The following is a 23,732-nucleotide window of genomic DNA, read 5'->3' on the forward strand; positions in this document are numbered from 1 at the left end:
AGGCGCCCTACGTGCTCCTCACGGGTGGGACAGCTGCCCGGCACCGCCCCGGCGGCGTATCCGCTCCCGCGCCCGTTCGTCCGCGCGCGCCCGCCGTCGGGCACGGCGCCGCTCGCGTCGCAGGGCCCGGGCCGTGCTGCTCGGCACGGACACCACGCCATGGCGCTGGTTCCACACCTGGCGCGTCACCCATACGTCGAGCACACCCCACGTCGCCACGATGGTGCTGACCACGCTGCTGATCACCAGGGGCAGGGCCAGCCAGGAGCCGGCCATCGTGCACAGGAAGGCCGCCACGGCCTGGACCAGCGTCAGGGCGATGATGAGTACCGCCCGCACGGCAGCCGTCCTCACCGGATCCGGCAGCCTGCGCCGCCGCGCGGGCTCCTCCACCCACAAGGGCCGGTTGTACCGCTGCTCGTGCGGGTCTCGCGCCCTTCCGGGCGTCTCGTACCGCTCCGCCGTGCCCATCACCCTGTCACCTTCCACCGCCAGCAGACCGCTCTCGCTCGCATCCGAAGACCCGCGCTCCCCAGTGGCTGCCCGGCTTGCGCTGTATTACGCCGCCCAAGTGCGGGATGCGGCTCCTGTGGCCGATTCCGCCCCCGTTTCCTGTAGGGAAGGACGAGCGACCCACCACGAAGATTCCCAGAGAACGAAAAATTTCAGCCAACCACCCAAGCAGGCAACGGAGGTTGGCCGGTGCGGCCACCATCGATTTCGGGGAGACAACTCCCGCAATGCCCGGACAACTCGGCATGCCCGTTCAGTGGCGCGGAAGTTCACGTTCCGGACCGGTCTTCGAGTTCCCTGTTCGTCGGTAGTAGGCTCGCGCCGTTTGTTGACGCACATGTGTACCCCCGGTGGCCCCGGGGGCCCGAGCTGGGGGAGGCCATGCGCTTTCGCGGGAAGTCCATCCGCCGGAAGATCGTGGCGCTGCTCCTCGTGCCGCTGGTGTCCCTGACCGCGATCTGGGCTTTCGCCACGGTGCTCACGGGACGTGAGGCGGGCGACCTGTTCAACGTGTCGTCCGTGGTGGAGAAGATCGGCTACCCCATCGAGGACACGGTCCGCGTCCTGCAGGAGGAACGCCGCCAGACCCTCGTCTACCTCGCCGACCCCCGTGCCTCCGACGGGCTCGCCGCGCTCCGGCGCAGCCGGGCCGCGACCGACAAGGCCGTGAGCGGCATCCGCGAGAACGCCCGGAACCCGGACGTGCGCGACGCGATGGGAGCCGGCACCGACGAGCGACTGACCGCGGTCCTGGACGCCTTCGAAGGCATCGAGGCGTTGCGCAGCAGCGTCGAGGACGGCACCGTCGACCGCGCCCAGGCCCTGGGCCTCTACAACCGGCTGGTCGATCCCTGCTACGTGCTGCTGGCCAACCTGCACGTGGTCGACAACGTGGAACTGGACAAGCAGTACCGCGCGCTGGTCAATCTCGCCCGTGCCCGCGAACTGCTCTCCCGAGAGGACGCCCTCCTCGGCTCCGCCCTGATCGTCGGCCGGATCTCCCCCTCCGAAGAGCGCGACATCTCCGACCTCGTGGCCCAGCGCACGCTGATGTACGACGTCAATCTGCCGCTGCTGCCCGTGGCGGAGCGCGACCGCTATGAGAGCTTCTGGAAGAACGCATCCTCCGCACCGCTGCGCGTGGCCGAGGAAGCCGCCCTCAACTCCGGCTCCGGAGCCCCCCGCGGGGTCACCGCCAAGAGCTGGGACAGCGCCGCCGGTAACGTCCTCGACGAACTCGGTACCCTCAACGACCAGGCCAACGACCGCTACCAGGACCGCGTCCACCCCGTGGCCGTGGGCGTCATCGCCAAGGCGGTCATCGCCGGCGCACTCGGCCTGATCGCGCTCCTGCTCTCCCTCTTCCTCTCCGTCCGTGTCGGCCGCACCCTCATCCGCGACCTGAGGCAGCTGCGCCTGGAGGCCCACGAGGCGTCCGGAGTGCGGCTGCCCAGCGTGATGCGCCGCCTCTCGGCGGGCGAGCAGGTCGACATCGAGACCGAGGTCCCGCGCCTGGAGTACGACAAGAACGAGATGGGCGAGGTCGGCCAGGCCCTCAACACCCTCCAGCGCGCGGCCGTCGAAGCCGCCGTCAAGCAGGCCGAACTGCGCGCCGGCGTCTCGGAGGTCTTCGTCAACCTCGCGCGCCGCAGCCAGGTCCTGCTCCACAAGCAGCTCACCCTGCTCGACGCCATGGAGCGCCGAACCGAGGACACCGAGGAACTCGCCGACCTGTTCCGGCTCGACCACCTGACCACCCGCATGCGCCGGCACGCCGAGGGTCTCGTGATCCTCTCCGGCGCCGCGCCCTCCCGGCAGTGGCGCAAGCCCGTCCAGCTCATGGACGTCGTACGCGCCGCCGTCGCCGAGGTCGAGGACTACGAGCGTATCGAGGTCCGCCGCCTGCCGCGGATCGCCGTCACCGGCCCGGCCGTCGCCGACATCACCCACCTGGTGGCGGAACTCCTGGAGAACGCCACGGTCTTCTCACCGCCGCACACCGCCGTCCAGGTCGTGGGCGAGCGGGTCGCCAACGGCTTCACCCTGGAGATCCACGACCGTGGCCTCGGTATGGCCGCCGAAGCCCTGCTGGACGCCAACCTCCGGCTCGCCGAGACGCCCGAGTTCGAGCTGTCCGACACCGACCGGCTCGGCCTGTTCGTGGTCAGCCGCCTCGCCCAGCGACAGAACGTCCGCGTCTCCCTGCAGCCCTCCCCGTACGGCGGTACGACCGCCGTCGTCTTCATCCCGGACGCGTTGCTGACGGACGACGTCCCGGACACGAACGGCATCGGCTTCCGGCTCGACCGCCCCCAGCCGGCCTCGGAGAGCGAGCAGCGGGACAGCCGCCGCACCGCGCTGTCCCAGGCACCCGCACCACGTCCCGGTCTTCCGGCCTCCCTCCTGGACGGACCGGTCGAGCTGGAGGCCCCCGTCGACCTGGACACCATCGACGGCTTCCCCGGCGCCCTCGAGGACGGAAACAGCGAGCACGGCGGTCTGTTCCGCCCCCGGCACTCCCTGACCCGCGGCCAGGACGAGAGGGCCGGTCGCGGCGAACCACACCAGCAGGCCGACGCGCGTGGCGCGGCGGACCGGACCGACACCGACGACGAGCTGAGCGCTCCTGTCCCGCTGTCCCGCCGCCCCACCCCCAAGCTGGTCAGCTCCCACGGTCGTCCCGTCACCGACCAGCGCCCCCGGCGGGGGAAGACGGACGAGGAGATCACTCCGGGGACCGACCGAGCGGAGTCCGTGGTGCCCCCCGCGCTCCCGTCGCGCCGACGAGGCGAGGAGCGCGGCCGGACCACGGACCGGTCCGGTCCGGAGCCCACTGCCACGCTTCCGGTCCGGAGCCGTACCGAGAGCTCCCCGACCGGGACGACCGGGAGCGGACGGAGCGAGGCGCAGCCGGACGCACCGCCGCCCCTGCCGGCCCGCCGTCGCGGCACGGAGTCCACCCGGCGCGGCATCGGCGCCGTCGGCCCCGGTGACGACCACCCCGCGCCCCCGGCCCCGTCCGGCAGTGCCGCGGGATCGGAGCCGTCCGCTCTGCCCAAGCGGACACGCCGCGCGGAGATCGCCTCGAGCGGCCCGGACAGCCCCGACCACCGCCCCGGCCCCAGGCCGGAGAGGACAGGCGGGCCCATGCGCCACGCGTCAGGCTCGGGCGCCGCGGACCAGGGGACCGGCTCGGCCCGCGGCACCGCGGGCCAGGGGGCCGGCTCCGGTCCCGCACAGTGGGGCGAGGGGAACGGCACCACACCGCTCGGGCCTCGCTCCGGCACCGCCCCGCTGCCCCGGCGTGTGCGGCAGGCCAGCCTGGCCCCGCAGCTCAAGCGCGGGCCGGAGCCGCGTAAGGAGGACAGAGCAGAGCCCGTCGAACGCGACGCCGAGGAAGTACGCAGCCGTATGGCCTCGCTCCAGCGCGGCTGGCAGCGCGGCCGCGACGAGAACGCAGCGGGCGACGCCGCCCACAGCGGCACAGCACCACAACGAACGACAGAGGGGGACGGTCGATGACCGCACCGAAGGCGACCGGCCACACCGCGACCATCAAGGGGGAGCTGAACTGGCTCCTCGACGACCTGGTGGACCGCGTCGCGAGCATCCGCAAGGCCCTCGTGCTCTCCGGCGACGGATTGCCGACGGGCGTGTCCAGGGACCTGACCCGGGAGGACAGCGAGCACCTGGCCGCCGTGGCCTCCGGCTTCCACAGCCTCGCCAAGGGCGTGGGACGTCACTTCGAGGCCGGCAACGTCCGGCAGACCGTCGTCGAGCTCGACGACGCGTTCCTGTTCGTGACGGCCGCCGGCGACGGCAGCTGCCTCGCCGTTCTCTCGGACGCCGACTCGGACGTCGGCCAGGTCGCCTACGAGATGACGCTCCTCGTGAAGCGGGTGGGTGTGCATCTGGGCGCCGCTCCGCGCACCGATCTGCCCGCGGGCGGGTAGTGAGATGACATGAGCGCTGACGGTCAGGGAAGAAGGCACTGGTTCGACGACGAGGCCGGACCGGTCGTCCGTCCGTACGCCATGACGCGCGGCCGCACCAGCAGCCAGGGCCAGCACCGCCTGGACCTGATCGCGGTCGTGGTCACCGAGCCGCACGCGGACGATCCGGAAGCGGACCACATGCTCTCCCCGGAGCATGTGGACATCGTCGAGCTGTGCCGTGACGTCCCGCAGTCGGTCGCCGAACTCGCAGCGGAACTCGACCTGCCGATCGGGGTGGTACGGGTCCTTGTCGGAGATCTCGTGGACGCGGACTTCGTCCATGTGAACCGGCCCGTACCCCCGGCCGAGCTGCCGGACGAGAGTATTCTGCGCGACGTGATCAACGGCCTCCGGGCGCTGTGAGCAGCGCGGAAGCGGGGTACTGACGTGACTGGCTGGCAGTTCTGGGTCGACAGGGGCGGCACCTTCACCGACATCGTCGCGCGTCGCCCGGACGGTCGGCTGCTCACGCACAAGCTCCTGTCGGACAACCCGGCGCGGTACGCCGACGCCGCGGTCGAGGGCGTCCGCACGCTGCTCGCCGACTCCGGTGACCCGGTCGAGACCGTGCGCATGGGGACCACGGTCGCCACCAACGCCCTCCTGGAACGCACGGGCGAGCGCACCCTGCTGCTCGTCACCCGCGGCTTCCGCGACGCCCTGCGTATCGCCTACCAGAACCGCCCGAGCATCTTCGCCCGCCGTGTCGAACTGCCCGAGCTGCTGTATGAGCGGGTCGTCGAGGTCGACGAGCGCATCGCCGCCGACGGCACCGTGCTGCTCGAGCCCGGCCTGGAAGCCCTCGCCGGCCGTCTCCAGGAGGCGTACGACGACGGCATCCGGGCCGTCGCCGTGGTCTGCATGCACAGCCACCTCCACCCGGCCCACGAACAGGCCGTCGGTGAACTCGCCGCCCGCATCGGCTTCCCGCAGATCTCGCTCTCCAGCGAGGCCAGCCCTCTGATGAAGCTCGTCCCCCGTGGGGACACCGCCGTCGTCGACGCCTACCTGTCGCCTGTCCTGCGCCGCTACGTCCGGCACGTCGCCGACGCACTCGAAGGCGTGCGGCTGATGTTCATGCAGTCCAACGGCGGCCTCACCGAGGCGGGGCAGTTCCGCGGCAAGGACGCCATCCTGTCCGGTCCGGCCGGTGGCATCGTCGGCATGGCCCGCATGTCGCAGATCGCCGGTCACCACCGCGTCATCGGCTTCGACATGGGCGGCACCTCCACCGACGTCTCCCACTTCGCGGGCGAGTACGAACGCGTCTTCACCAGCCGGATCGCAGGCATCCGGTTGCGGGCCCCCATGCTGGACATCCACACCGTCGCGGCCGGCGGCGGCTCGGTCCTGCACTTCGACGGCTCCCGCTACCGCGTAGGGCCGGACTCCGCGGGCGCCGTCCCCGGGCCCGCCTGCTACCGCGGCGGCGGCCCGCTCGCCGTCACCGACGCCAACGTCATGCTCGGCCGCATCCAGCCCGCCCACTTCCCGAAGGTGTTCGGCGCGGAAGGCGACGAGCCCCTCGACGACGTGATCGTCCGGGACCGCTTCACCGCCCTCGCGCACGAGATCCGCGAGCGGACCGGCGACGACCGCACCCCCGAACAGGTCGCCGAGGGCTATCTCCAGATCGCCGTGGCCAACATCGCGTCCGCCGTGAAGCGGATCTCCGTCCAGAAGGGCCACGACGTCACCCGCTACGCCCTCACCACGTTCGGCGGCGCCGGCGGGCAGCACGCCTGCATGGTCGCCGACTCGCTCGGCATCCGCACCGTCCTCGTGCCACCCATGGCCGGCCTCCTGTCCGCGCTCGGCATCGGCCTCGCCGACACCACCGCCATGCGCGAACAATCGGTCGAGGCTCCCCTGGAACCCGCCTCGATGCCCGGCGTCCTCAGGACCGCCGAAGACCTCGAAGCCGCGGCACGCGCCGAACTCCGCGCCGAGGACATCCCGGAAGAACAGATCCAGGTCACCCGCCGCGCGGAGCTCCGCTACGACGGCACCGACACCACCCTCACCGTCGAGCTGACCGAGCCCGACGCGATGCGGCACGCCTTCGAAGAACGTCATCGCGCCACATACTCCTTCACGCTCGACCGCCCGATCGTCGTCGAAGCCCTCTCCGTCGAAGCCACCGGCATCACCGAACCCCCCGATCTCTCCGCTCTCGCCCCCTACGAGGCCACCACCGACGGCAGCCCCGCCGCGCCGCAGACCGTCCGTCTCCACACGGGCGGCGCCTGGCGCGACGTCCCCCTCCGCCGCCGCGAGGACCTCCCCCCGGGCGACACCGTCACCGGCCCGGCGATCATCACCGAAGCCGGCGCGACGACCGTCGTCGACGACGGCTGGCGGGCCGCGGCGACCCACGACGGGCATCTGGTCATGGAACGCGTCGCGGTTACGCAGAGTTCCGATCTCGACACAAAAGTCGACCCGGTGCTGCTCGAGGTCTTCAACAACCTCTTCATGTCCATCGCCGAGCAGATGGGCGCCCGCCTCGAATCCACCGCGCAGTCCGTCAACATCAAGGAGCGCCTGGACTTCTCCTGCGCCCTCTTCGACCCGGACGGAAACCTGGTGGCCAACGCCCCCCACATCCCCGTCCACCTGGGCTCGATGGGCACGAGCGTCAAGGAGGTCATCCGGCGGCGCGGCTCCCGCATGCACCCGGGGGACACCTACGCCGTCAACGACCCGTACCACGGCGGCACCCACCTGCCCGACGTCACCGTGATCACCCCGGTCTTCGACACGACACCGCCGGGCGACACGGAGAGTGACCCCGAGATCCTCTTCTACGTCGCCTCACGCGGTCATCACGCCGAGATCGGCGGCATCGCCCCCGGGTCCATGCCCGCGAACAGCCGCACCATCGACGAGGAGGGCGTCCTCTTCGACAACTGGCTGCTCGCCGAGAACGGCCGCTTCCGTGAGGAGGAGACCCTCCGCCTTCTCACCGAGGCGCCCCACCCCTCCCGCAACCCGCAGACCAACCTCGCCGACCTGCGCGCCCAGATCGCGGCCAACCGCAAGGGCGCCGACGAGGTGGGCCGCATGATCGAGGACTTCGGCCTCGACGTCGTCCAGGCCTACATGAAGCACGTCCAGGACAACGCCGAGGAGGCCGTGCGACGGGTCATCGACGCCCTCGACGACGGCGACTACGCCTACGAGACCGACTCGGGCGCCGTCATCCGGGTACGCGTGCGCGTGGACCGTGAGAACCGTGCCGCGACCATCGACTTCACCGGCACGTCCGCCCAGCTGCCCAGCAACTTCAACGCCCCCTTCTCGGTCGTCAACGCGGCCGTCCTGTACGTCTTCCGCACCCTCGTCGCCGACGACATCCCCCTCAACGACGGCTGCCTGCGCCCGCTGGACATCGTCGTACCCCCGGGCTCCCTGCTCGCTCCGGAGCCGCCGGCCGCCGTGGTCGCGGGCAACGTGGAGACCTCCCAGTCCATCACCGGTGCGCTCTACGCGGCGCTCGGCGTCCAGGCCGAGGGCTCCGGAACCATGAACAACGTCACCTTCGGCAACGAACGCCACCAGTACTACGAGACCGTCGCCTCCGGGTCCGGCGCGGGCGACGGCTTCCCCGGCGCACCCGTCGTTCAGACCCACATGACCAACTCACGCCTCACCGACCCCGAGGTCCTGGAGTGGCGACTGCCCGTCCGTCTCGAGGAGTTCGCGGTCAGGCGCGGCAGCGGCGGTGCCGGCCGGTGGCGCGGCGGGGACGGCGCGGTGCGCCGCATCCGGTTCCTCGAGCCCATGACCGTCTCCACGCTGTCCCAGCACCGCCGGGTCCCGCCGTACGGCATGGCGGGCGGCGAGCCGGGCGCGCTCGGCGCCAACCGCGTGGAACACGCCGACGGCACGGTGACCGAACTCGGCGGCAGCGACTCCGCCGACGTCGTCACCGGCGACGTACTCGTCATCGAAACCCCAGGCGGCGGAGGCTACGGCCCGCCGTCGCCCGACCCCCATCAAGCAGGAGAAGAGATCGATGATCTTCGGGCGTTCTGAACGCGGCAAGCCTCCGGTCGAGCCCGTCACGCTCAAGATCCTGGTGGCCGGCGGCTTCGGCGTGGGCAAGACCACGCTCGTCGGCGCGGTCAGCGAGATCAGGCCGCTGCGCACCGAGGAACTGCTCACCGAGGCCGGACGCCCGGTCGACGACACCAGCGGCGTGGAAGGCAAGCACACCACGACCGTGGCCATGGACTTCGGGCGCATCACGCTCCGCGAGGACCTGGTGCTGTACCTCTTCGGCACGCCCGGCCAGGAGCGGTTCTGGTTCATGTGGGACGAGCTGTCCGAGGGCGCGCTCGGCGCCGTCGTGCTCGCCGACACGCGCCGCCTGGAGGACTGCTTCGCCGCCGTCGACTACTTCGAACGGCGCTCGATTCCGTTTCTCGTCGGCGTCAACTGCTTCGAGGGCGCCCCGCGTTACCCGGTCGAGGACGTCCGTCAGGCCCTCGATCTCGACGAGGGGGTACCGCTGCTGATGTGCGACGCCCGTGACCGCGAGTCGGTCAAGGAGGCACTCATCGGGGTCGTCCAGCATGCCATGGCGTACGCGGCCGACCGCCGCCAGACCGTCATCACTTGAGGACGGCCGGCCCAACGGGTACGGCCCGTACCCCCGCCGACAGGGGTACGGGCCGCAGTGCCTGGCTAGGTGTCGCCGTCCTCCTCCCAGCCGAAGCTCCTCTCCACCGCCTTGTGCCAGTTGTGGTACTCGCGGTCCCGCACCGACGCCTCCATGGACGGGGTCCACTCGACGTCCTTCTGCCAGTGCGCCTTGAGTTCGTCGGTGTCGTTCCACACACCGGTGGCCAGACCGGCCGCGTAAGCGGCTCCCAGACAGGTCGTCTCGGAGACCTTGGGCCGCACCACCGGCACGTCGAGCACGTCCGCCTGGTGCTGCATCAGCAGATTGTTCTTCGTCATGCCGCCGTCGACCTTGAGGGTGGTGATGTGCACCCCGGAGTCCTGGTACATGGCGTCCACGACCTCGCGCGTCTGCCAGCTCGTCGCCTCCAGCACCGCCCGCGCGAGGTGCGCCTTCGTGACGTACCGGGTGAGGCCGGTGATCACGCCGCGTGCGTCGGAGCGCCAGTACGGCGCGAACAGGCCCGAGAACGCGGGCACGATGTACGCGCCGCCGTTGTCCTCCACGCTCGCCGCCAGGGGCTCGATCTCGTCGGCGGTTCGGATGATGCCGAGCTGGTCGCGGAACCACTGGACCAGGGCGCCCGTGATGGCTATCGCCCCCTCCAGACAGTAGACCGGCGCCTCATTGCCGATCTTGTAGCCCATCGTCGTCAGCAGACCGCTCTTCGACTGCACCGGACGGTTGCCGGTGTTGAGCAGCAGGAAGCTGCCCGTGCCGTACGTGTTCTTCGCGGTGCCCACGTCGTAGCAGGCCTGGCCGAACACGGCGGCCTGCTGGTCACCCAGCGCGGACGCCACGGGAACCCCGGCGAGCTGGCCGACGGCCGTGCCGTAGACCTCGGCGGAGGACCTGATCTCGGGCAGCACGGCCTCCGGGATGTTCATCGCCGAGAGGATCGAGGGGTCCCACTGCAGGGTTTCCAGGTTCATCAGCATGGTGCGTCCGGCGTTGGTCACGTCGGTGACGTGCTGTCCGCCGTCCGTGCCGCCCGTGAGGTTCCAGATCAGCCAGGAGTCCATCGTGCCGAAGGCGATCTCACCGCGCTCGGCCCGGGCCCGCAGGTCGGGCACGTTGTCGAACAGCCAGGCCGCCTTGGGCCCGGAGAAGTAGGTGGCCAGCGGCAGTCCCGTCTGCTCGCGGAACCGGTCCTGCCCCTCCGCGCCGCCCAGCTGGTTGCACAGTGCCGCCGTTCGCGTGTCCTGCCACACGATGGCGTTGTGCACCGGCTTGCCCGTCGCGCGGTCCCACAGCACGGTCGTCTCGCGCTGGTTGGTGATCCCCATCGCGCTGAGCTGGTCGGCCCGCAGGCCGGCCTTGGCGAGCGCCCCCGCGACCACCGCCTGCGTCTTTGACCAGATCTCGGTGGCGTCGTGCTCCACCCAGCCCGGCTTGGGAAAGATCTGGCGGTGCTCGCGCTGGTCGACGGCGACGATCCCGCCGTCCTGGTTGAAGACGATGCAGCGGCTCGAGGTGGTGCCCTGGTCGATCGCGGCGACGTACTTCTCGGCGTTTTCCGTCATGGCTACCCCTTGGCTGGTTCAGAAGGCTGCGTTGTAGATGACGCCACCCAGTAGTCCGCCGATCAGTGGACCGACGACCGGGATCCATGAGTAGCCCCAGTCGGAGGTTCCCTTGTTCGGGATCGGCAGGAAGGCGTGGATGATGCGCGGGCCGAGGTCACGAGCCGGGTTGATGGCATAGCCCGTGGGGCCACCCAGCGACAGGCCGATGCCGACGACCAGCAGGGACACCAGCAGGATCGCGATACCGGACCCGTAGATGCCTTCGGCCCCCTGTATCGGGCCGATGCCGATGCCCTCGACACGCCTGTCATCGCCGACCAGTGCCAGGATGGGCAACACCAGGGCGATGGTGGCGAGGATCTCGGTCATCAGGTTGGCGATCGGGTTCCGGATCTCCGGGATGGTGGAGAAGATCCCGAGCGTCGGAACCGGTTCGTCCGCCGTACCCTCCGTGGTGCCCGTCTTCCTCACGTTGGCCGCGAACTGGGCGTAGTACACGAGGTAGCAGAGGATGGCCCCGATCATGGCCCCGGTGATCTGACCCAGCAGGTAGACCCAGACCTTGCTCCACACGCCGGTGTCGACGGCGAGACCGAAGGTGACGGCCGGGTTGATGACCCCTCCGGACAGGGGAGCGGCGGTGTACGCGCCGGCCAGCACGCCGAATCCCCAGCCGAACGCGATGACGATCCAGCCCGAGGCCCGGGCCTTCGAGAATCTCAGTGTGACGGCGGCACACACACCGGCGCCGAACAGGATCAGGATCGCCGTGCCGATCAACTCACCGAAGAAGATGTCTCCGTTACTCATGGCGGCTCCTAGGCCGTGGCCCGAGACGGTCCGCCCCGGTCCTCACGTGCAGGGTGCGTTCCCATGGCCACTTCGGCCGGCGGCAGGGAGGTCGCGCGCCCCGCCCGGCATCCGTGACGAGCGTGCCGTCGCAGCCGAATCGCCGCGGGGGAAGGGGCCTTGGCTCTGGCGCGCCCACGCGCCGCAGTGCCGGAATGCGCCGATTTTGGACGGCGATGTCGACTGACACCGGAAGTGTTCACCGGCACCCAAAGGGCGTCAAGGCCGCCGACCGCAACGGCTGACGGCCATGTGACGGGGCCGGGCTCGTGCAGGGCCGGGTGGCCGGTTGTTGCACGGCCCTGGCGGCGCCCGGTCGCATCGTTGTTCAGATCTGGTCGGGGCATCGCGGGCCTCGGTCAGCCGCGCGAGGCTTGGCTGGTGGTGTCCGGCCTTCGCTGGGCTCCGCCGTCGGCGATCGCCCAGCCGCACCTGACTCCTCGCTTGCTAGCACCAGCATCCACCTGACCTGGCGGTTCCTCAACCGCACGAGTGATGACCCGGCGACGGCCGCGGTGCGGGGCCCTGACGAGCGGCTCCTCTGCCGTGTCCGGGCGCCGTCCCGCCGGGCCTGCGGCTCCCTGCGGGGGCCTTGCCGAAAGCGAAGCGGAGAGCGTCCGTCCAGGAGCGCACGGGGGTACGAGGACTTCATCGACACACGCGCCCAGGCCCGTTCCATGGGGTGTTCACGCAGCATTCCGGCGTGGTCACACAGCGTAGGACCAGACATCTCACCGTACCGCGATCACCGCCGAGCCATGGCCGAACAGCCCCTGGTTGGCGCTGATGCCCACGCGTGCGCCCCCGACCTGCCGGTCACCGGCCTGCCCCCGCAGCTGCCAGGTCAGCTCGCACACCTGCGCTATCGCCTGCGCCGGAACCGCCTCGCCGAAGGACGCCAGCCCACCGCTGACGTTCACGGGTGAACGCCCGCCTAGGGCCGTCGCCCCGTCCCGTAGCAGCCGCACGCCCTCGCCCTCACCACACAGCCCGAGATCCTCGTACCACTGCACCTCCAGAGCGGTCGAGAGGTCGTAGACCTCGGCCACCGACAGGTCCTCCGGCCCGATGCCCGCCTCCTCGTAGGCGGCCCTGGCGATCGACATCCGGAACGTCTCGCCCGGCGGATCGACGGCCACCGCGGAGTCCGTGGCGATGTCCGGCAGGTCCGGCACGGTGTTCGGGAAACGCGGCGTCACCGTGGACACGGCCCGGATCCGCACCGGCTCCGCGTGCCCGTGGCGCCGCGCGAAGTCCATGCTCGAGAGCACCACGGCCGCGCCGCCGTCGGAGGTCGCACAGATGTCGAGCAGCCGCAGCGGATCGGCGACGACGGCTGAGGCTGCGACCTCCTCCGCGGTGACGCGGCTGCGGTAACGCGCTTTCGGGTTGAGCGCCCCCATTGCCGCGTTCTTCACCTTCACCAGCGCGAAGTCGTCCGGACTGTCGCCGTACACAGCCATGCGTCTGCGCGCGTACAACCCGAAGTACACGGGGTTGGTCGCCCCGAGAACCCGGAAGCGCAGCCAGTCGGGATCGTCGGGCCGGTCCCCGCCCGCAGGGCGGAAGAACCCCTTGGGAGCGGCGTCCGCTCCCACCACGAGCACCACATCGGCCTGCCCGGACAGAATCTGGGCGCGCGCCGCGTCGACGGCCTGGGCCCCGGACGCGCACGCCGCGTACACGCTCGTGATCCGCGACCCGCGCCAACCCAGTGCTCTCGCGAACGTCGCTCCCGCGACGTACCCCGGATAGCCGCCCCGCACGGTGTCCGCCCCGATGACGGAGCCGATGTCCCGCCATTCCAGCCCGGCGTCGGTGAGCGCGGCGCGGGCGGCCGCGACGCCGTACTCGACGAAGTTCCTGCCCCATTTGCCCCACGGGTGCATCCCCGCACCGAGCACCGCCACCTCTGCCGTCACGCCCGCACCCCCGTCGGCCGCCAGTGCCACGTCGTCCAGGTCGTCTCCGCGTCCTCATGGAGCACGCCCGGCACGACCTCGGCTTCCATGCCCACCGCCAGATCCGCGACGGTGACTCCTGGAGCCGCCTGCCCCAGCACCACCATCCGCTCGGCCTCCAGCTCCACAGCGATCAACGCGCACGGCTGCCACGGAAGTTCCGGATCGCTCACATAGGGTGACGGTGGCCGGTACCGACTGTCCGTGAACGACCAGACGCGCCCCCGACGCGACAGAGGGATCTCCTCCAGCTCCACGCCCGCACAGGCGGGATTGCGGCAGTAATGGTCCTCGCGCGGGAAGAAGACCGAGGCGCACGAGGCGCAGCGCGTCCCGAGCAGCCGGAAAGCGTCCCCGTCCCCTTCGAACCACCCCGCCACCACAGGTGTCCGTGTTCTCGGCACAGCCCCTCCCCACGGGCGTATCTGACGGTACGTCAGAAGTCTGCCACGGTCTTCCGGTTCTCGGCATCCCTTCCCCGGCGGCACCCTCTCCTGATAGACGCAAGAGCCATGACACGACTCACATCCGTGGCACGAGGCCTGATCACCGCGGCTGCCGCCCTGCTGGCGGCGACCGCCTCGACCGCCACCGCGCAGGCCGACGCCGAGCCCAAGGCGCCCAAGGACTTCGTGGCTCTGAGAAGCGTCAACCCGACGATCCTCCAGGAGATGCGCTACTCCACCCCGCACAACTTCGTCGGCGAGCGCGTCGACGGCTACGTCCAGCCGGTCTGCGTCCTCACCCGCCCCGCCGCCCGAGCCCTCCACAAGGCCCAGAGGAAGCTGCTGCGCCAGGGCTACACGCTCAAGGTGTACGACTGCTACCGGCCGCAGCGCGCGGTGGACCACTTCGTCCGCTGGGCCAAGGATCTCGACGACCAGGCGATGAAGGGCGAGTTCTACCCGAACGTCGACAAGACCCGGTTGTTCTCCGACGGCTACATCGCCGAGAAGTCCGGCCACAGCCGCGGCTCGACCGTGGACCTCACCCTCGTGAGACTGCCGGCCAAGCCGACCCGGCCGTACCACCCGGGAGAGCCCCTCGTGCCGTGCTTCGCGCCACAGGACGAGCGGTTCCCCGACAACTCCGTCGACATGGGCACCGGCTTCGACTGTTTCGACACCCTCTCGCACACCCTGGACCCACGGATCCAGGGCGACCGGCGCGCCAACCGGCTGCTGCTCAAGAGCACCCTCGAAGACGTCGGCTTCGTGAATCTGCCAGAGGAGTGGTGGCACTACACCTACAAGCCCGAGCCCTACCCGGACACCTACTTCGACTTCCCCGTGTCGAGGACATCGCTCACCAGCCACCACTGAGCCGCCTGCCCGAGACGCCCTCTCCGCGATCGGCTACAGTCCGCCGCGTGTCCGAATCTCAGCACTCCACTTCCAACTCCGCGCCGGACTCCCACTGTTCGACCTGCGGCGCGCCCTACGGAGAGGGCGTCTCCGGCTGGCCCCGCACCTGCCCCGCGTGCGGCGCCGTGGCCTACCGCAACCCACTCCCGGTCGCGGTGGCCCTCCAGCCCGTGTACGACACCAAGGGCACCGCCCTGGTCGTCATCACCCGGACCGTGGCCCCCGCACGCGGAGGCACGGCCCTGCCCGGCGGCTACATCGACGACCGGGAGGACTGGCGGCAGGCCGTCGTACGCGAACTCAAGGAGGAGACCGGCATCGACGCGGCCGCCCGGGACGTGCGCCTCGCAGACGCGATGAGCTCACCCGACGGACACCTGCTGCTGTTCGGTCTTCTCCCGGAACGCCCCGCCGAAAGCCTGCCGCCCTCCACCGCCACGGACGAGACGACGGGCTGGCACCTTCTGCGCAGGGCGCAAGAGCTCGCGTTCCCCCTGCACACCGTGGCCGCACGGGCCTGGTTCGAGGGGCGGTACATCTGAACTCAGCGCTCTCCGGCCCCGCGGACGCGCACGGGGTGGGGCGGCGCGCCGCCGCCGTCCTCACCCTCCCGCTCGACGACCACCCGGGAGCCCGCCCACCGAGCGGTGTAGCGCTCGATCTCCGGCTCCTCCCCTCCCTCGCCCCCGTCCGGCACGACCAGACCACCCCCGGCCCGTCCCCGGGCGGGCGCCCACACCTCCAGTTCAAGCCTGTCGTCCCGCCCGCGCACGGGAATCACGGCACCCGCGCGGGCGAACACCGGTATCCGCGACAGAGGCGCGTCGACGAGCACCTGCGCCGGTCCCTCGTAGGCCCGCTCCGTCACCGTGTCGTACCAGCGCCCCCGCGGCAGTTGCACCGCACGCCGGTCCGCGCCCGGGTCCAGCACCGGCGCCACCAACAGGCTGTCGCCCAGCAGGAAGGCGTCCTCGCAGTCCCGCAGCGCCCGCTCCTCCGGCGCCCACCACCACAGGGGCCGCACGTAGGGCGCTCCGGTGCGCCGCGCCAGGTGCGCCAGCGTCATGAAGTACGGCAGCAGCCGACGGCGCTCGACCAGCGCCACACGCGCGTGCTCCAGCACCTCGGGACCGAACTCCCACGGCTCCCTGCGCCCCGCCCGCAGACTCGCGTGCGTCCGGAACAGCGGCAGATGAGCGCCCAGTTGGAACCACCGCAGGTACAGCTCGGGTGACGGGTCCCCGTCGAACCCCCCGATGTCCGGCCCCGAGTACGGAACGCCGCACAGCCCCAGCCCCAACACCAGCGCCAGGGAGGCCCGCAGTCCGGGCCAGCCGGTGGCCACGTCCCCCGACCACGCGCCTCCGTAGCGCTGCATGCCGGCCCACCCCGAACGGGAGAACAGGAACGGCCGATCCCCGGGGGCGAGCTTCCGCAGCCCTTCGAAGCCGGCCCTGGCCATGCACAGCGCGTACACGTTGTGCGCCTCACGATGGTCACCGCCCCGCCCCTCCAGGGAGTGCCGCGCCGAACGCGGCAGCGTGGACTCCCCGAAGGCGGTGAACGACGTCGGCTCGTTCATGTCGTGCCAGAAGCCCGAGAACCCCTGGGCGAGCCGCTCCTCGTAGAGACCGCCCCACCACGCACGCACGCGAGCGTGCGTGAAGTCCGGGAACACCGCCTCCCCGGGCCACACGACACCCTCCACGACCTCACCCGCCGCGTCCCGCACGAACGCGTCCTCGGCCGTACCGCCGTCGTACACGGCGTTGCCGGGCAGTGATCTGACGGCCGGATCGACGATCGACACCAGCCGGATGCCGTCCCTGCGGAGTTCCTCGGCCAGCACGGGCAGCTTCGGGAAGCGGTCCTGGTCGACGGTGAACACCTGGTGCGCGTCCAGGTGATCGATGTCCAGGTGCACGGCATCGAGCGGCAGCCCGTGCTCCAGGTAGCCCGCGACGACCCGCCGCACCTCCTGCTCGCTGCCGAACCCCCACCGCGCGTGATGGTGGCCGAGCGCCCACGACGGCGGCAGCGCGGGCGCCCCGGTGAGCGAGGCCCAGGCGAGCAGCACGCGCGCGGGGGTGCCCACCATGACCCAGCAACGCAGCGGACCACCGTCCATGCGCAGCTCGCTCGTCCCGGCGCGATCGTGTCCGGAACCCGCGCCCTCCTCGCCCTCCCGAAGCGTGACCGTGCCGTCCCACGAGCTGTCGTGGAACACCAGATGCGTACCGCCGTCGGCCACCACGAACTGCACCGGCATCGTGATGTACAACGGGTCGTCACCCGGAGCGAACGGCCGGCCCGGGTCGGTGTTCCACAGCCGGTACGTCCCGTCCGCCAGCCGAGGCCCCGAGGCACGCCCACCGAGCCCGAAGAACCGCGCGTCGGCAGCCACCTCCGACCGCTGCATCCACCGCGCCGGACCGCCGGCGACCGGCTCCCACCAGCGCGGCGGCAGATCACGCCGCAAGGTCACGCCACCGGGCGTCTGCACCTCCACCGCGCCGTGTCGCGAGACCACGACCGTCACCCGCTCGGCCACCACCCGCCAGCCACCGTCGGTGTCCGGCTCCAGCACCGCCCGCGGGTCCGGATCCGGGCACCGGCCGGCCAACGCGTACGACGGCTCCGGCTCGGCACCGTCCCAGCCCCAGAAGACGGCCCCGTTCACCGCCACGAGAATCCGCAGCTCCGACCGGCTGAACCGGACGACACCACCCCCGGGGCCCGGTTCCACGTCCTTGACGGGCCCCGGCACCCGAGCCCGTTCCGCCCCCCGGGACGGCAGCCCGGTGGCATCGGCCCGCCGCCTGCGCCACGCTGCTCGTACGGTACGCACACCCTGCGCCGCGCCCACCGAACCCACCGCTTTCACCGAACGCACCAGGTCACGACCGTTCATGCTGTTCACCCTGCCACTGACCGTGCCACGCGCGCGTGTCGTTCAACTGCCGTTCATCCGTGCCGGGACCACATCTTCACGACACGGACTATGTGGGGCGCACCCTGGTGCCGAAGTCGATCACATGGCATTGTCCGTGCCAGCCGCGCCACGCGCACACCCCAGCCCGTGCGCGGAGGACGCACACGACGCGCACAGTCCGGGAGCCGACCATGTCGACCGTTAGTCCCCAGCCGCTCTGGCAGCCCGACCCCGAGCGCATCGCCCGGGCACGGATCACCAGGTTCCAGGCGTGGGCCGCCGAGCACCACGGCGGCCCCGCCGAAGGCGGCTACGCGGCACTCCAGCGCTGGTCGGTCGACGAGCTGGACGCCTTCTGGAAAGCCCTCACGGAGTGGTTCGACGTCCGCTTCTCCACCCCCTACACGCGCGTGCTCGGCAGCCGAGCGATGCCGGGCGCCCAGTGGTTCCCCGGGGCGACCCTGAACTACGCCGAACACGCCCTGCGCGCAGCCGACACCCGCGCGGACCAACCGGCCCTCCTGCACGTCGACGAGACACACGAACCCCGCCCTGTCACCTGGGCCGAACTGCGCCGCCAGGTCGGCTCCCTGGCCGCCGAACTGCGCACCCTCGGCGTCCGCCCCGGAGACCGGGTCAGCGGTTACCTCCCCAATATCCCGCAGGCAGTGGTCGCCCTCCTCGCCACGGCCGCCGTGGGCGGCGTCTGGACCTCCTGCGCGCCCGACTTCGGCGCCCGCAGCGTCCTCGACCGGTTCCAGCAGATCGAACCCGTCGTGCTGTTCACGGTCGACGGCTACCGCTACGGCGGCAAGGAGCACGACCGCCGCGAGATCGTCGCCGAACTGCGCCGCGAGCTGCCCACCCTGCGCGCCGTGATCCACATCCCCCTCCTGGGCACCGAACCACCCGAGGGCACCCTGGACTGGTCCGCCCTCACATCCGCCGACACGACCCCCGTCTTCGAGCAGGTCCCCTTCGATCATCCCCTGTGGGTGCTGTACTCCTCCGGTACGACCGGCCTGCCCAAAGCCATCGTCCAGTCCCAGGGCGGCATCCTCGTCGAGCACCTCAAGCAGATCGGCCTGCACTGCGACCTGGGCCCCGAGGACCGCTTCTTCTGGTACACCTCGACCGGCTGGATGATGTGGAACTTCCTCGTCTCCGGCCTGCTCACCGGCACCACGATCGTCCTCTACGACGGCAGCCCGGGATACCCGGACACCGGCGCCCAGTGGCGCATCGCCGAACGCACCGGAGCCACCCTCTACGGCACCTCGGCCGCCTACGTCATGGCCTGCCGCAAAGCGGGCGTGCACCCGTCCCGCGACTTCGACCTCTCCACGGTCCAGTGCGTCGCCACCACCGGCTCGCCCCTGCCCCCCGACGGCTTCCGCTGGCTCCACGACGAGGTCCGCGACGACCTCTGGATCGCCTCCGTCAGCGGCGGCACGGACGTGTGCTCCTGCTTCGCCGGCGCCGTACCCACCCTCCCGGTCCACATCGGCGAGCTCCAGGCCCCCTGCCTCGGCACCGACCTGCAGTCCTGGGACCCGAACGGCACCCCCCTCGTCGACGAAGTCGGCGAACTCGTGGTCACCAACCCCATGCCGTCGATGCCCATCCACTTCTGGAACGACCCCGACGGCAGCCGCTACCGCGACAGCTACTTCGACACCTACCCCGGCGTCTGGCGGCACGGCGACTGGATCACCGTCACCTCCCGCGGATCCGTCGTCATCCACGGCCGCTCCGACTCCACACTCAACCGCCAGGGCGTCCGCATGGGATCCGCCGACATCTACGAGGCCGTGGAGCGTCTCCCCGAGATCAGGGAGTCCCTGGTCATCGGCATCGAACAGCCAGACGGCGGCTACTGGATGCCCCTCTTCGTGCACCTGGCCCCCGGAGCCACCCTCGACGAGGCCCTGCTGAACCGCATCAAGCAGACCATCCGCGAGCAGCTGTCACCCCGCCACATCCCCGACGAGATCATCGAAGTGCCCGGCATCCCACACACCCTCACCGGCAAGCGCATCGAGGTCCCGGTCAAACGCCTCCTCCAAGGCACCCCCCTGGACAAGGCGGTCAACCCCGGCTCCATCGACAACCTCGACCTGCTCGCCTTCTACGAGGACCTGGCCCGCAAACGCGCCTGACCGGCACCCTCGGCTACTTCTCGTCATCGTGCTCGTGACCGCGGGCCACAGCAGCGAAAACAGCTGTGACCTGCGGCCTTTTTCCCTGCTGGTGAGTAGGCGATCAGTTCTGCCCACTCCGATGTCAGTGCCGTCGATTACCGTGAGTGAGCATTGATCGACCGCACACAGGGGGAACAATGGCGCACACCGACAGCCGGACCACGCGACGCGTCCTGCACCGCGAGATCGCCGGCACCATCGGCCTGCTGACCGACGAACACGACTTCCGGGCCATGCGGCGCTACCGCAGCTTCACCTTCGGAGACCACGCGGCCTACCTCAAACACGTGGAAGGTCTCCTCAGGACACGTGCCCTGCAAGGAAGCCACACCACGATCGCCCTCTTCGACCCCGAGGAGTACGCCGAGTTCTGCACACGGAAGGACCTGGACCCCGACAGCCCTTCCAGCCGCACACGCTTCACGGCACACCTCGCCGTCACCGGCCCTACGCTCCCCTATGACGGCCGGCCACTGTCCGACCTCGTCCCGGCCCTTGTCGACGAAGCCGTCCGGCAGGCCACCTGGGAGTACGCGACCACACTCCTCGCACGTCTCGGCGCCTGCGCCTCCTGCGGCGAGGACATCGGCCGCGCCGCCTTCGGCCGGGCCTCCCACCTCCTGGTCCGCATCCTGGACACCGCCCCGCCCGGCGACCGGCACCTCGTCTGCAGCGTCACCGGATCGCCCGAAACCCTCCTCGCCGCCCTCCACGCCACCGACACCGGTGGCGCCCTGGAACTGGACGAGACCGAGGCCCTCGAATTCACCACGGTCCTCGCCCTCGGGCTGGCCGTGGAAAGCCCCGGCGGTCTCGTCATCCGCACCAGCGCCCCAGGCGCCCCGGACCGCATCTACGGCTGGCGCATGCGCGCTTACGGACTCGAACCCCTCACCGCGGGCGAGGTCTTCGACGCCTACTGCACCGATATCGAATCCGGCGACCCGGTCTCGCCGGAGTCCAACGTCGACTACTGCGAGCCGCCGGACCTCGGAGAGGAGCAGCCCGCACAGGGGCACACCCACTGAAACGCGGGAGGGGCGCCCCACCACAGTGGAGCGCCCCTCCCGGGCAGCCGGATCAGCCGGTCACACCGGGCCTACTCGCCCGACAACACCGCCTGCGCCGCACTGCGCGCGTCCTCGGCACTGTCCGACGCCCGCGCCGCCGCAGCGGCACGCTCGCACTGCGCCAGCGTGTACTTCGCCAGCGTCGCCCGCACATAGGGAATCGACGCCGCGCCCATCGACAGGGAGGTGACGCCCAGGCCGGCGAGCACACAAGCGAGCAGCGGGTCGGACGCGGCCTCACCGCAGACACCACAGCTCTTGCCCTCGGCCTTCGCCGCCTCGGCGGACAGCGCGACCAGGTCGAGCAGCGCGGGCTGCCAAGGATCCTGCAGACGGGACACCGCACCCACCTGACGGTCGGCGGCGAAGGTGTACTGGGCCAGGTCGTTCGTCCCCAGCGACAGGAACTCGACCTCCTGAAGGATCGCGCGTGCCCGCAGCGCGGCCGACGGAATCTCGACCATGGCACCGAACTTGGCCCGCAGCCCAGCCTCACGGCACGCGTCCGCGAAGGCCCGGGCGTCAGTACGGTCCGCCACCATCGGAGCCATGACCTCGAGGTAGACCGGCAGCCCTTCCGCGGCCTTCGCGAGCGCCGTCAGCTGGGTGCGCAGGACCTCCGGGTGATCGAGCAGGGTCCGCAGTCCCCGCACGCCGAGCGCCGGGTTCGGCTCGTCGCCCGGCGTGAGGAAGTCGAGCGGCTTGTCCGCGCCCGCGTCCAGCACCCGCACCACGACACGCCCCTCGGGGAACGCCTCGAGTACCTGCCGGTACGCCGCGACCTGCTTCTCCTCGGACGGCGCCTGCTTGCTGTCGTCGAGGAAAAGGAACTCGGTACGGAAGAGACCGACGCCTTCGGCACCGGCCTCGACAGCGGCGTCCACATCCGTAGGCCCACCGATGTTCGCGAGCAACGGCACCTTGTGACCGTCCGCTGTGGCACCGGGCCCGGTCGAGGCAGCCAGCGCCGCCTTCCGCGCCGCGGCCGCCGCCTCGAGCTCGGCCTTCTTGTCATCACTCGGGTTCACGAAGATCTCCCCCGTGCTGCCGTCGACGGCGATCATCGTGCCCTCGCCGAGCTCGCCGGCACCCGGCAGCGCCACCACGGCAGGCACACCCAGCGCCCGCGCAAGAATCGCGCTGTGGCTGGTCGGACCGCCCTCCTCGGTGACGAACCCGAGCACGAGAGTCGGGTCCAGCAGCGCTGTGTCGGCAGGTGCCAGGTCACGGGCGACCAGGACGTAGGGCTCGTCGCTGTCCGGGACCCCCGGCATCGGCACCCCCAGCAGCCGGGCGACGATCCGATTCCGCACGTCGTCGAGGTCGGCCACGCGACCGGCCAGATACTCACCCGCACCCGCGAGCAGTTCGCGGTACGCGGCGAACGCGTCGTACACCCCCCGCTCGGCCGTGCTGCCGACGGCGATACGCCGCTCCACATCGGCCATCAGCTCGGGGTCCTGGGCCATCATGGCCTGCGCCTCGAGGACCGCCTGAGCTTCGCCCCCGGCCAGATTGCCGCGCGCCATCAGGTCGGCCGCCACAGCCTCCACGGCCTTGCGGGCGCGCCCCTGTTCACGCTCCGCATCCTCAGCCGGTATCTGCTTCGCGGGCGGCTCCAGCACCGCCGTTCCCATATGCCGAACCTCGCCGATGGCCACACCGTGGCTCACGCCGACGCCTCGCAGCGTTGTCTCCATCTCACCCGTCTCCGTAGTGCGGCGACTCACGTCGCCCGTTGGTTCTCTTACTCGCCGTCTCAAGACGGCACTGACGTCACTTCCAGAGGAAGAGACTGTCACCGGCCTTCACATCGCCGTTGTCGCGAAGATCGGACAGAGCTTCGGCCGCGGCTTCGAGTGCCACCACCGGGCAGACCGCGGACTTGCCGGCGGCCTCGACGGCGGCCGGGTTCCAGCGGACGATGCCCTGACCGCGCCTTACGGTGTCGCCCTTGTTCACGAGCAGCTCGAAACCCTCGCCGTTGAGCTGCACGGTGTCGATACCGAGGTGGGTGAGCACGCCGTGCCCTTTGTCGTCGACGACGACAAAGGCGTGCGGGTGCAGGGAGACGATGACGCCGTCCACGGGAGAGACGGCCTCGGAGGGCTCACGTACGGGGTCGATCGCTGTGCCCGGGCCGACCATGGCCCCGGAGAAGACCGGATCCGGCACGGCTGCCAGTCCGATGGCGCGTCCTGCGAGTGGGGACGTCACGGTGGTCATGGGAAACCTCCCAGGGGTGGAGATCGTCAGGGGCCGACGCTGTCGGTACCAGGCGGCACACTGTTCAGCAGGGTATGTCAGGTGAAGTGCAGGTTCCGCGCGAGCACTCCGAGGTGGTCTAGACCATACTGCACAGCGATTTGCCCCCGCTCCGCGGCCGCGTGTACAGTCGTACTCCTGCCTGGGGGTGAGCGACAAAAACCCTGTACCTCGCCCGGCAGCACCCAACTTGTCAGATCCTATCTCGGGGTCACCTTCTGCATGCCCGCAGGATGGTGGTCAGAGAGTCGGAAAAACACTGATAGAGTTGGAAACGCAAGACCGAAGGGAAGCGCCCGGAGGAAAGCCCGAGAGGGTGAGTACAAAGGAAGCGACCGTTCCTTGAGAACTCAACAGCGTGCCAAAAGT

At 70.6% G+C, this 23,732-nt stretch carries 17 protein-coding genes; 9 read left to right on the forward strand and 8 right to left on the reverse strand.

Annotation, left to right across the window (positions count from 1 at the left end):
- Nucleotides 1-18: 18 nt before the first annotated feature.
- The gene (locus tag IE97_RS0129640; protein ID WP_420706147.1) at nt 19-498 is read right to left on the reverse strand and encodes a hypothetical protein; all 480 of its coding nucleotides are present in this window, start codon (nt 496-498) and stop codon (nt 19-21) included.
- 396 nt (nt 499-894) lie between these two features.
- Between IE97_RS0129640 and IE97_RS0129645 the strand changes: the two genes are divergently transcribed.
- From IE97_RS0129645 to IE97_RS0129665, 5 genes are read left to right on the forward strand one after another with little or no spacing between them, the layout of a single operon-like run.
- Complete coding sequence (locus tag IE97_RS0129645; protein WP_030247147.1) at nt 895-4,035, forward strand: nitrate- and nitrite sensing domain-containing protein; 3,141 nt, start codon at nt 895-897, stop codon at nt 4,033-4,035.
- Entirely contained in the window at nt 4,032-4,466 is a 435-nt protein-coding gene (locus IE97_RS0129650; RefSeq protein WP_030247150.1) for a roadblock/LC7 domain-containing protein, read from the forward strand. The genes IE97_RS0129645 and IE97_RS0129650 overlap by 4 nt, the downstream gene beginning before the upstream one ends.
- Nucleotides 4,467-4,475: 9 nt before the next feature.
- Nucleotides 4,476-4,871 (forward strand): DUF742 domain-containing protein, encoded by a 396-nt coding sequence (locus tag IE97_RS0129655; RefSeq protein WP_030247153.1) that lies wholly within the window; start codon nt 4,476-4,478, stop codon nt 4,869-4,871.
- Between the two features lie 24 nt (nt 4,872-4,895).
- On the forward strand, nt 4,896-8,546 hold the full coding sequence (locus IE97_RS0129660) for a hydantoinase B/oxoprolinase family protein (protein ID WP_030247155.1): 3,651 nt from the start codon (nt 4,896-4,898) through the stop codon (nt 8,544-8,546).
- Entirely contained in the window at nt 8,527-9,132 is a 606-nt protein-coding gene (locus tag IE97_RS0129665; protein WP_030247157.1) for a GTP-binding protein, read from the forward strand. Before IE97_RS0129660 ends, IE97_RS0129665 begins: the two co-directional genes overlap by 20 nt.
- A 65-nt stretch (nt 9,133-9,197) precedes the next feature.
- On the opposite strand, the gene glpK is transcribed toward IE97_RS0129665, so the two are convergent.
- From glpK to IE97_RS0129685, 4 genes are all read right to left on the reverse strand, one after another.
- Nucleotides 9,198-10,718, reverse strand: a complete 1,521-nt coding sequence (gene glpK / locus IE97_RS0129670; protein ID WP_030247160.1) for a glycerol kinase GlpK — start codon at nt 10,716-10,718, stop codon at nt 9,198-9,200.
- 18 nt (nt 10,719-10,736) lie between these two features.
- Complete coding sequence (locus tag IE97_RS0129675) at nt 10,737-11,531, reverse strand: MIP/aquaporin family protein (RefSeq protein ID WP_030247162.1); 795 nt, start codon at nt 11,529-11,531, stop codon at nt 10,737-10,739.
- A gap of 770 nt (nt 11,532-12,301) precedes the next feature.
- Nucleotides 12,302-13,492, reverse strand: a complete 1,191-nt coding sequence (locus IE97_RS0129680) for a lipid-transfer protein (RefSeq protein ID WP_030247164.1) — start codon at nt 13,490-13,492, stop codon at nt 12,302-12,304.
- Nucleotides 13,489-13,914 carry a Zn-ribbon domain-containing OB-fold protein gene (locus IE97_RS0129685; protein ID WP_030247166.1) on the reverse strand — a complete coding sequence of 142 codons (426 nt, stop codon included), beginning with the start codon at nt 13,912-13,914 and terminating at the stop codon, nt 13,489-13,491. Before IE97_RS0129685 ends, IE97_RS0129680 begins: the two co-directional genes overlap by 4 nt.
- 129 nt (nt 13,915-14,043) lie before the next feature.
- Here IE97_RS0129685 and IE97_RS0129690 point away from each other — a divergent pair, with 129 nt between their 5' ends.
- Together IE97_RS0129690 and IE97_RS0129695 are read left to right on the forward strand one after the other, a co-directional pair.
- On the forward strand, nt 14,044-14,853 hold the full coding sequence (locus tag IE97_RS0129690; protein ID WP_030247170.1) for a M15 family metallopeptidase: 810 nt from the start codon (nt 14,044-14,046) through the stop codon (nt 14,851-14,853).
- Nucleotides 14,854-14,900: 47 nt separating this feature from the next.
- Nucleotides 14,901-15,437, forward strand: coding sequence for an NUDIX domain-containing protein (locus IE97_RS0129695; RefSeq protein WP_030247172.1), 537 nt, complete (start codon nt 14,901-14,903; stop codon nt 15,435-15,437).
- Between the two features lie 2 nt (nt 15,438-15,439).
- Here the strand turns inward: IE97_RS0129695 and IE97_RS0129700 are convergent, their stop codons facing one another.
- A complete protein-coding gene (locus tag IE97_RS0129700) occupies nt 15,440-17,806 on the reverse strand; it encodes a TIM-barrel domain-containing protein (protein ID WP_030247175.1) in 2,367 nt (788 codons plus the stop codon).
- 212 nt (nt 17,807-18,018) lie between these two features.
- Here IE97_RS0129700 and IE97_RS0129705 point away from each other — a divergent pair, with 212 nt between their 5' ends.
- Together IE97_RS0129705 and IE97_RS0129710 are read left to right on the forward strand one after the other, a co-directional pair.
- Nucleotides 18,019-19,986 (forward strand): acetoacetate--CoA ligase, encoded by a 1,968-nt coding sequence (locus IE97_RS0129705; RefSeq protein ID WP_030247178.1) that lies wholly within the window; start codon nt 18,019-18,021, stop codon nt 19,984-19,986.
- A gap of 179 nt (nt 19,987-20,165) precedes the next feature.
- Entirely contained in the window at nt 20,166-21,056 is an 891-nt protein-coding gene (locus tag IE97_RS0129710) for a hypothetical protein (protein ID WP_030247181.1), read from the forward strand.
- A gap of 71 nt (nt 21,057-21,127) precedes the next feature.
- Here the strand turns inward: IE97_RS0129710 and ptsP are convergent, their stop codons facing one another.
- Nucleotides 21,128-22,798: a phosphoenolpyruvate--protein phosphotransferase gene (ptsP, locus tag IE97_RS0129715; RefSeq protein WP_030247183.1), complete on the reverse strand. Its 1,671-nt coding sequence runs from the start codon at nt 22,796-22,798 to the stop codon at nt 21,128-21,130.
- Nucleotides 22,799-22,874: 76 nt separating this feature from the next.
- Nucleotides 22,875-23,324, reverse strand: a complete 450-nt coding sequence (locus IE97_RS0129720) for a PTS sugar transporter subunit IIA (protein WP_030247185.1) — start codon at nt 23,322-23,324, stop codon at nt 22,875-22,877.
- Nucleotides 23,325-23,732: the final 408 nt, after the last annotated feature.

The sequence above is a fragment of the Streptomyces sp. NRRL S-455 genome, assembly GCF_000717875.1.
In the GTDB taxonomy this organism is placed as follows: Bacteria; Actinomycetota; Actinomycetes; order Streptomycetales; family Streptomycetaceae; genus Streptomyces.

What these genes read in the sequence shown, in the direction of transcription:
- IE97_RS0129705 (WP_030247178.1), top strand. Translation starts at nt 18,019, where the DNA reads ATGTCGACCGTTAGTCCCCAGCCGCTCTGGCAGCCCGACCCCGAGCGC.
- IE97_RS0129655 (WP_030247153.1), top strand. Translation starts at nt 4,476, where the DNA reads ATGAGCGCTGACGGTCAGGGAAGAAGGCACTGGTTCGACGACGAGGCC.
- ptsP (WP_030247183.1), bottom strand. Translation starts at nt 22,798, where the DNA reads ATGGAGACAACGCTGCGAGGCGTCGGCGTGAGCCACGGTGTGGCCATC.
- IE97_RS0129690 (WP_030247170.1), top strand. Translation starts at nt 14,044, where the DNA reads ATGACACGACTCACATCCGTGGCACGAGGCCTGATCACCGCGGCTGCC.
- IE97_RS0129650 (WP_030247150.1), top strand. Translation starts at nt 4,032, where the DNA reads ATGACCGCACCGAAGGCGACCGGCCACACCGCGACCATCAAGGGGGAG.
- glpK (WP_030247160.1), bottom strand. Translation starts at nt 10,718, where the DNA reads ATGACGGAAAACGCCGAGAAGTACGTCGCCGCGATCGACCAGGGCACC.
- IE97_RS0129700 (WP_030247175.1), bottom strand. Translation starts at nt 17,806, where the DNA reads ATGAACGGTCGTGACCTGGTGCGTTCGGTGAAAGCGGTGGGTTCGGTG.
- IE97_RS0129645 (WP_030247147.1), top strand. Translation starts at nt 895, where the DNA reads ATGCGCTTTCGCGGGAAGTCCATCCGCCGGAAGATCGTGGCGCTGCTC.
- IE97_RS0129710 (WP_030247181.1), top strand. Translation starts at nt 20,166, where the DNA reads ATGGCGCACACCGACAGCCGGACCACGCGACGCGTCCTGCACCGCGAG.
- IE97_RS0129720 (WP_030247185.1), bottom strand. Translation starts at nt 23,324, where the DNA reads ATGACCACCGTGACGTCCCCACTCGCAGGACGCGCCATCGGACTGGCA.
- IE97_RS0129675 (WP_030247162.1), bottom strand. Translation starts at nt 11,531, where the DNA reads ATGAGTAACGGAGACATCTTCTTCGGTGAGTTGATCGGCACGGCGATC.
- IE97_RS0129665 (WP_030247157.1), top strand. Translation starts at nt 8,527, where the DNA reads ATGATCTTCGGGCGTTCTGAACGCGGCAAGCCTCCGGTCGAGCCCGTC.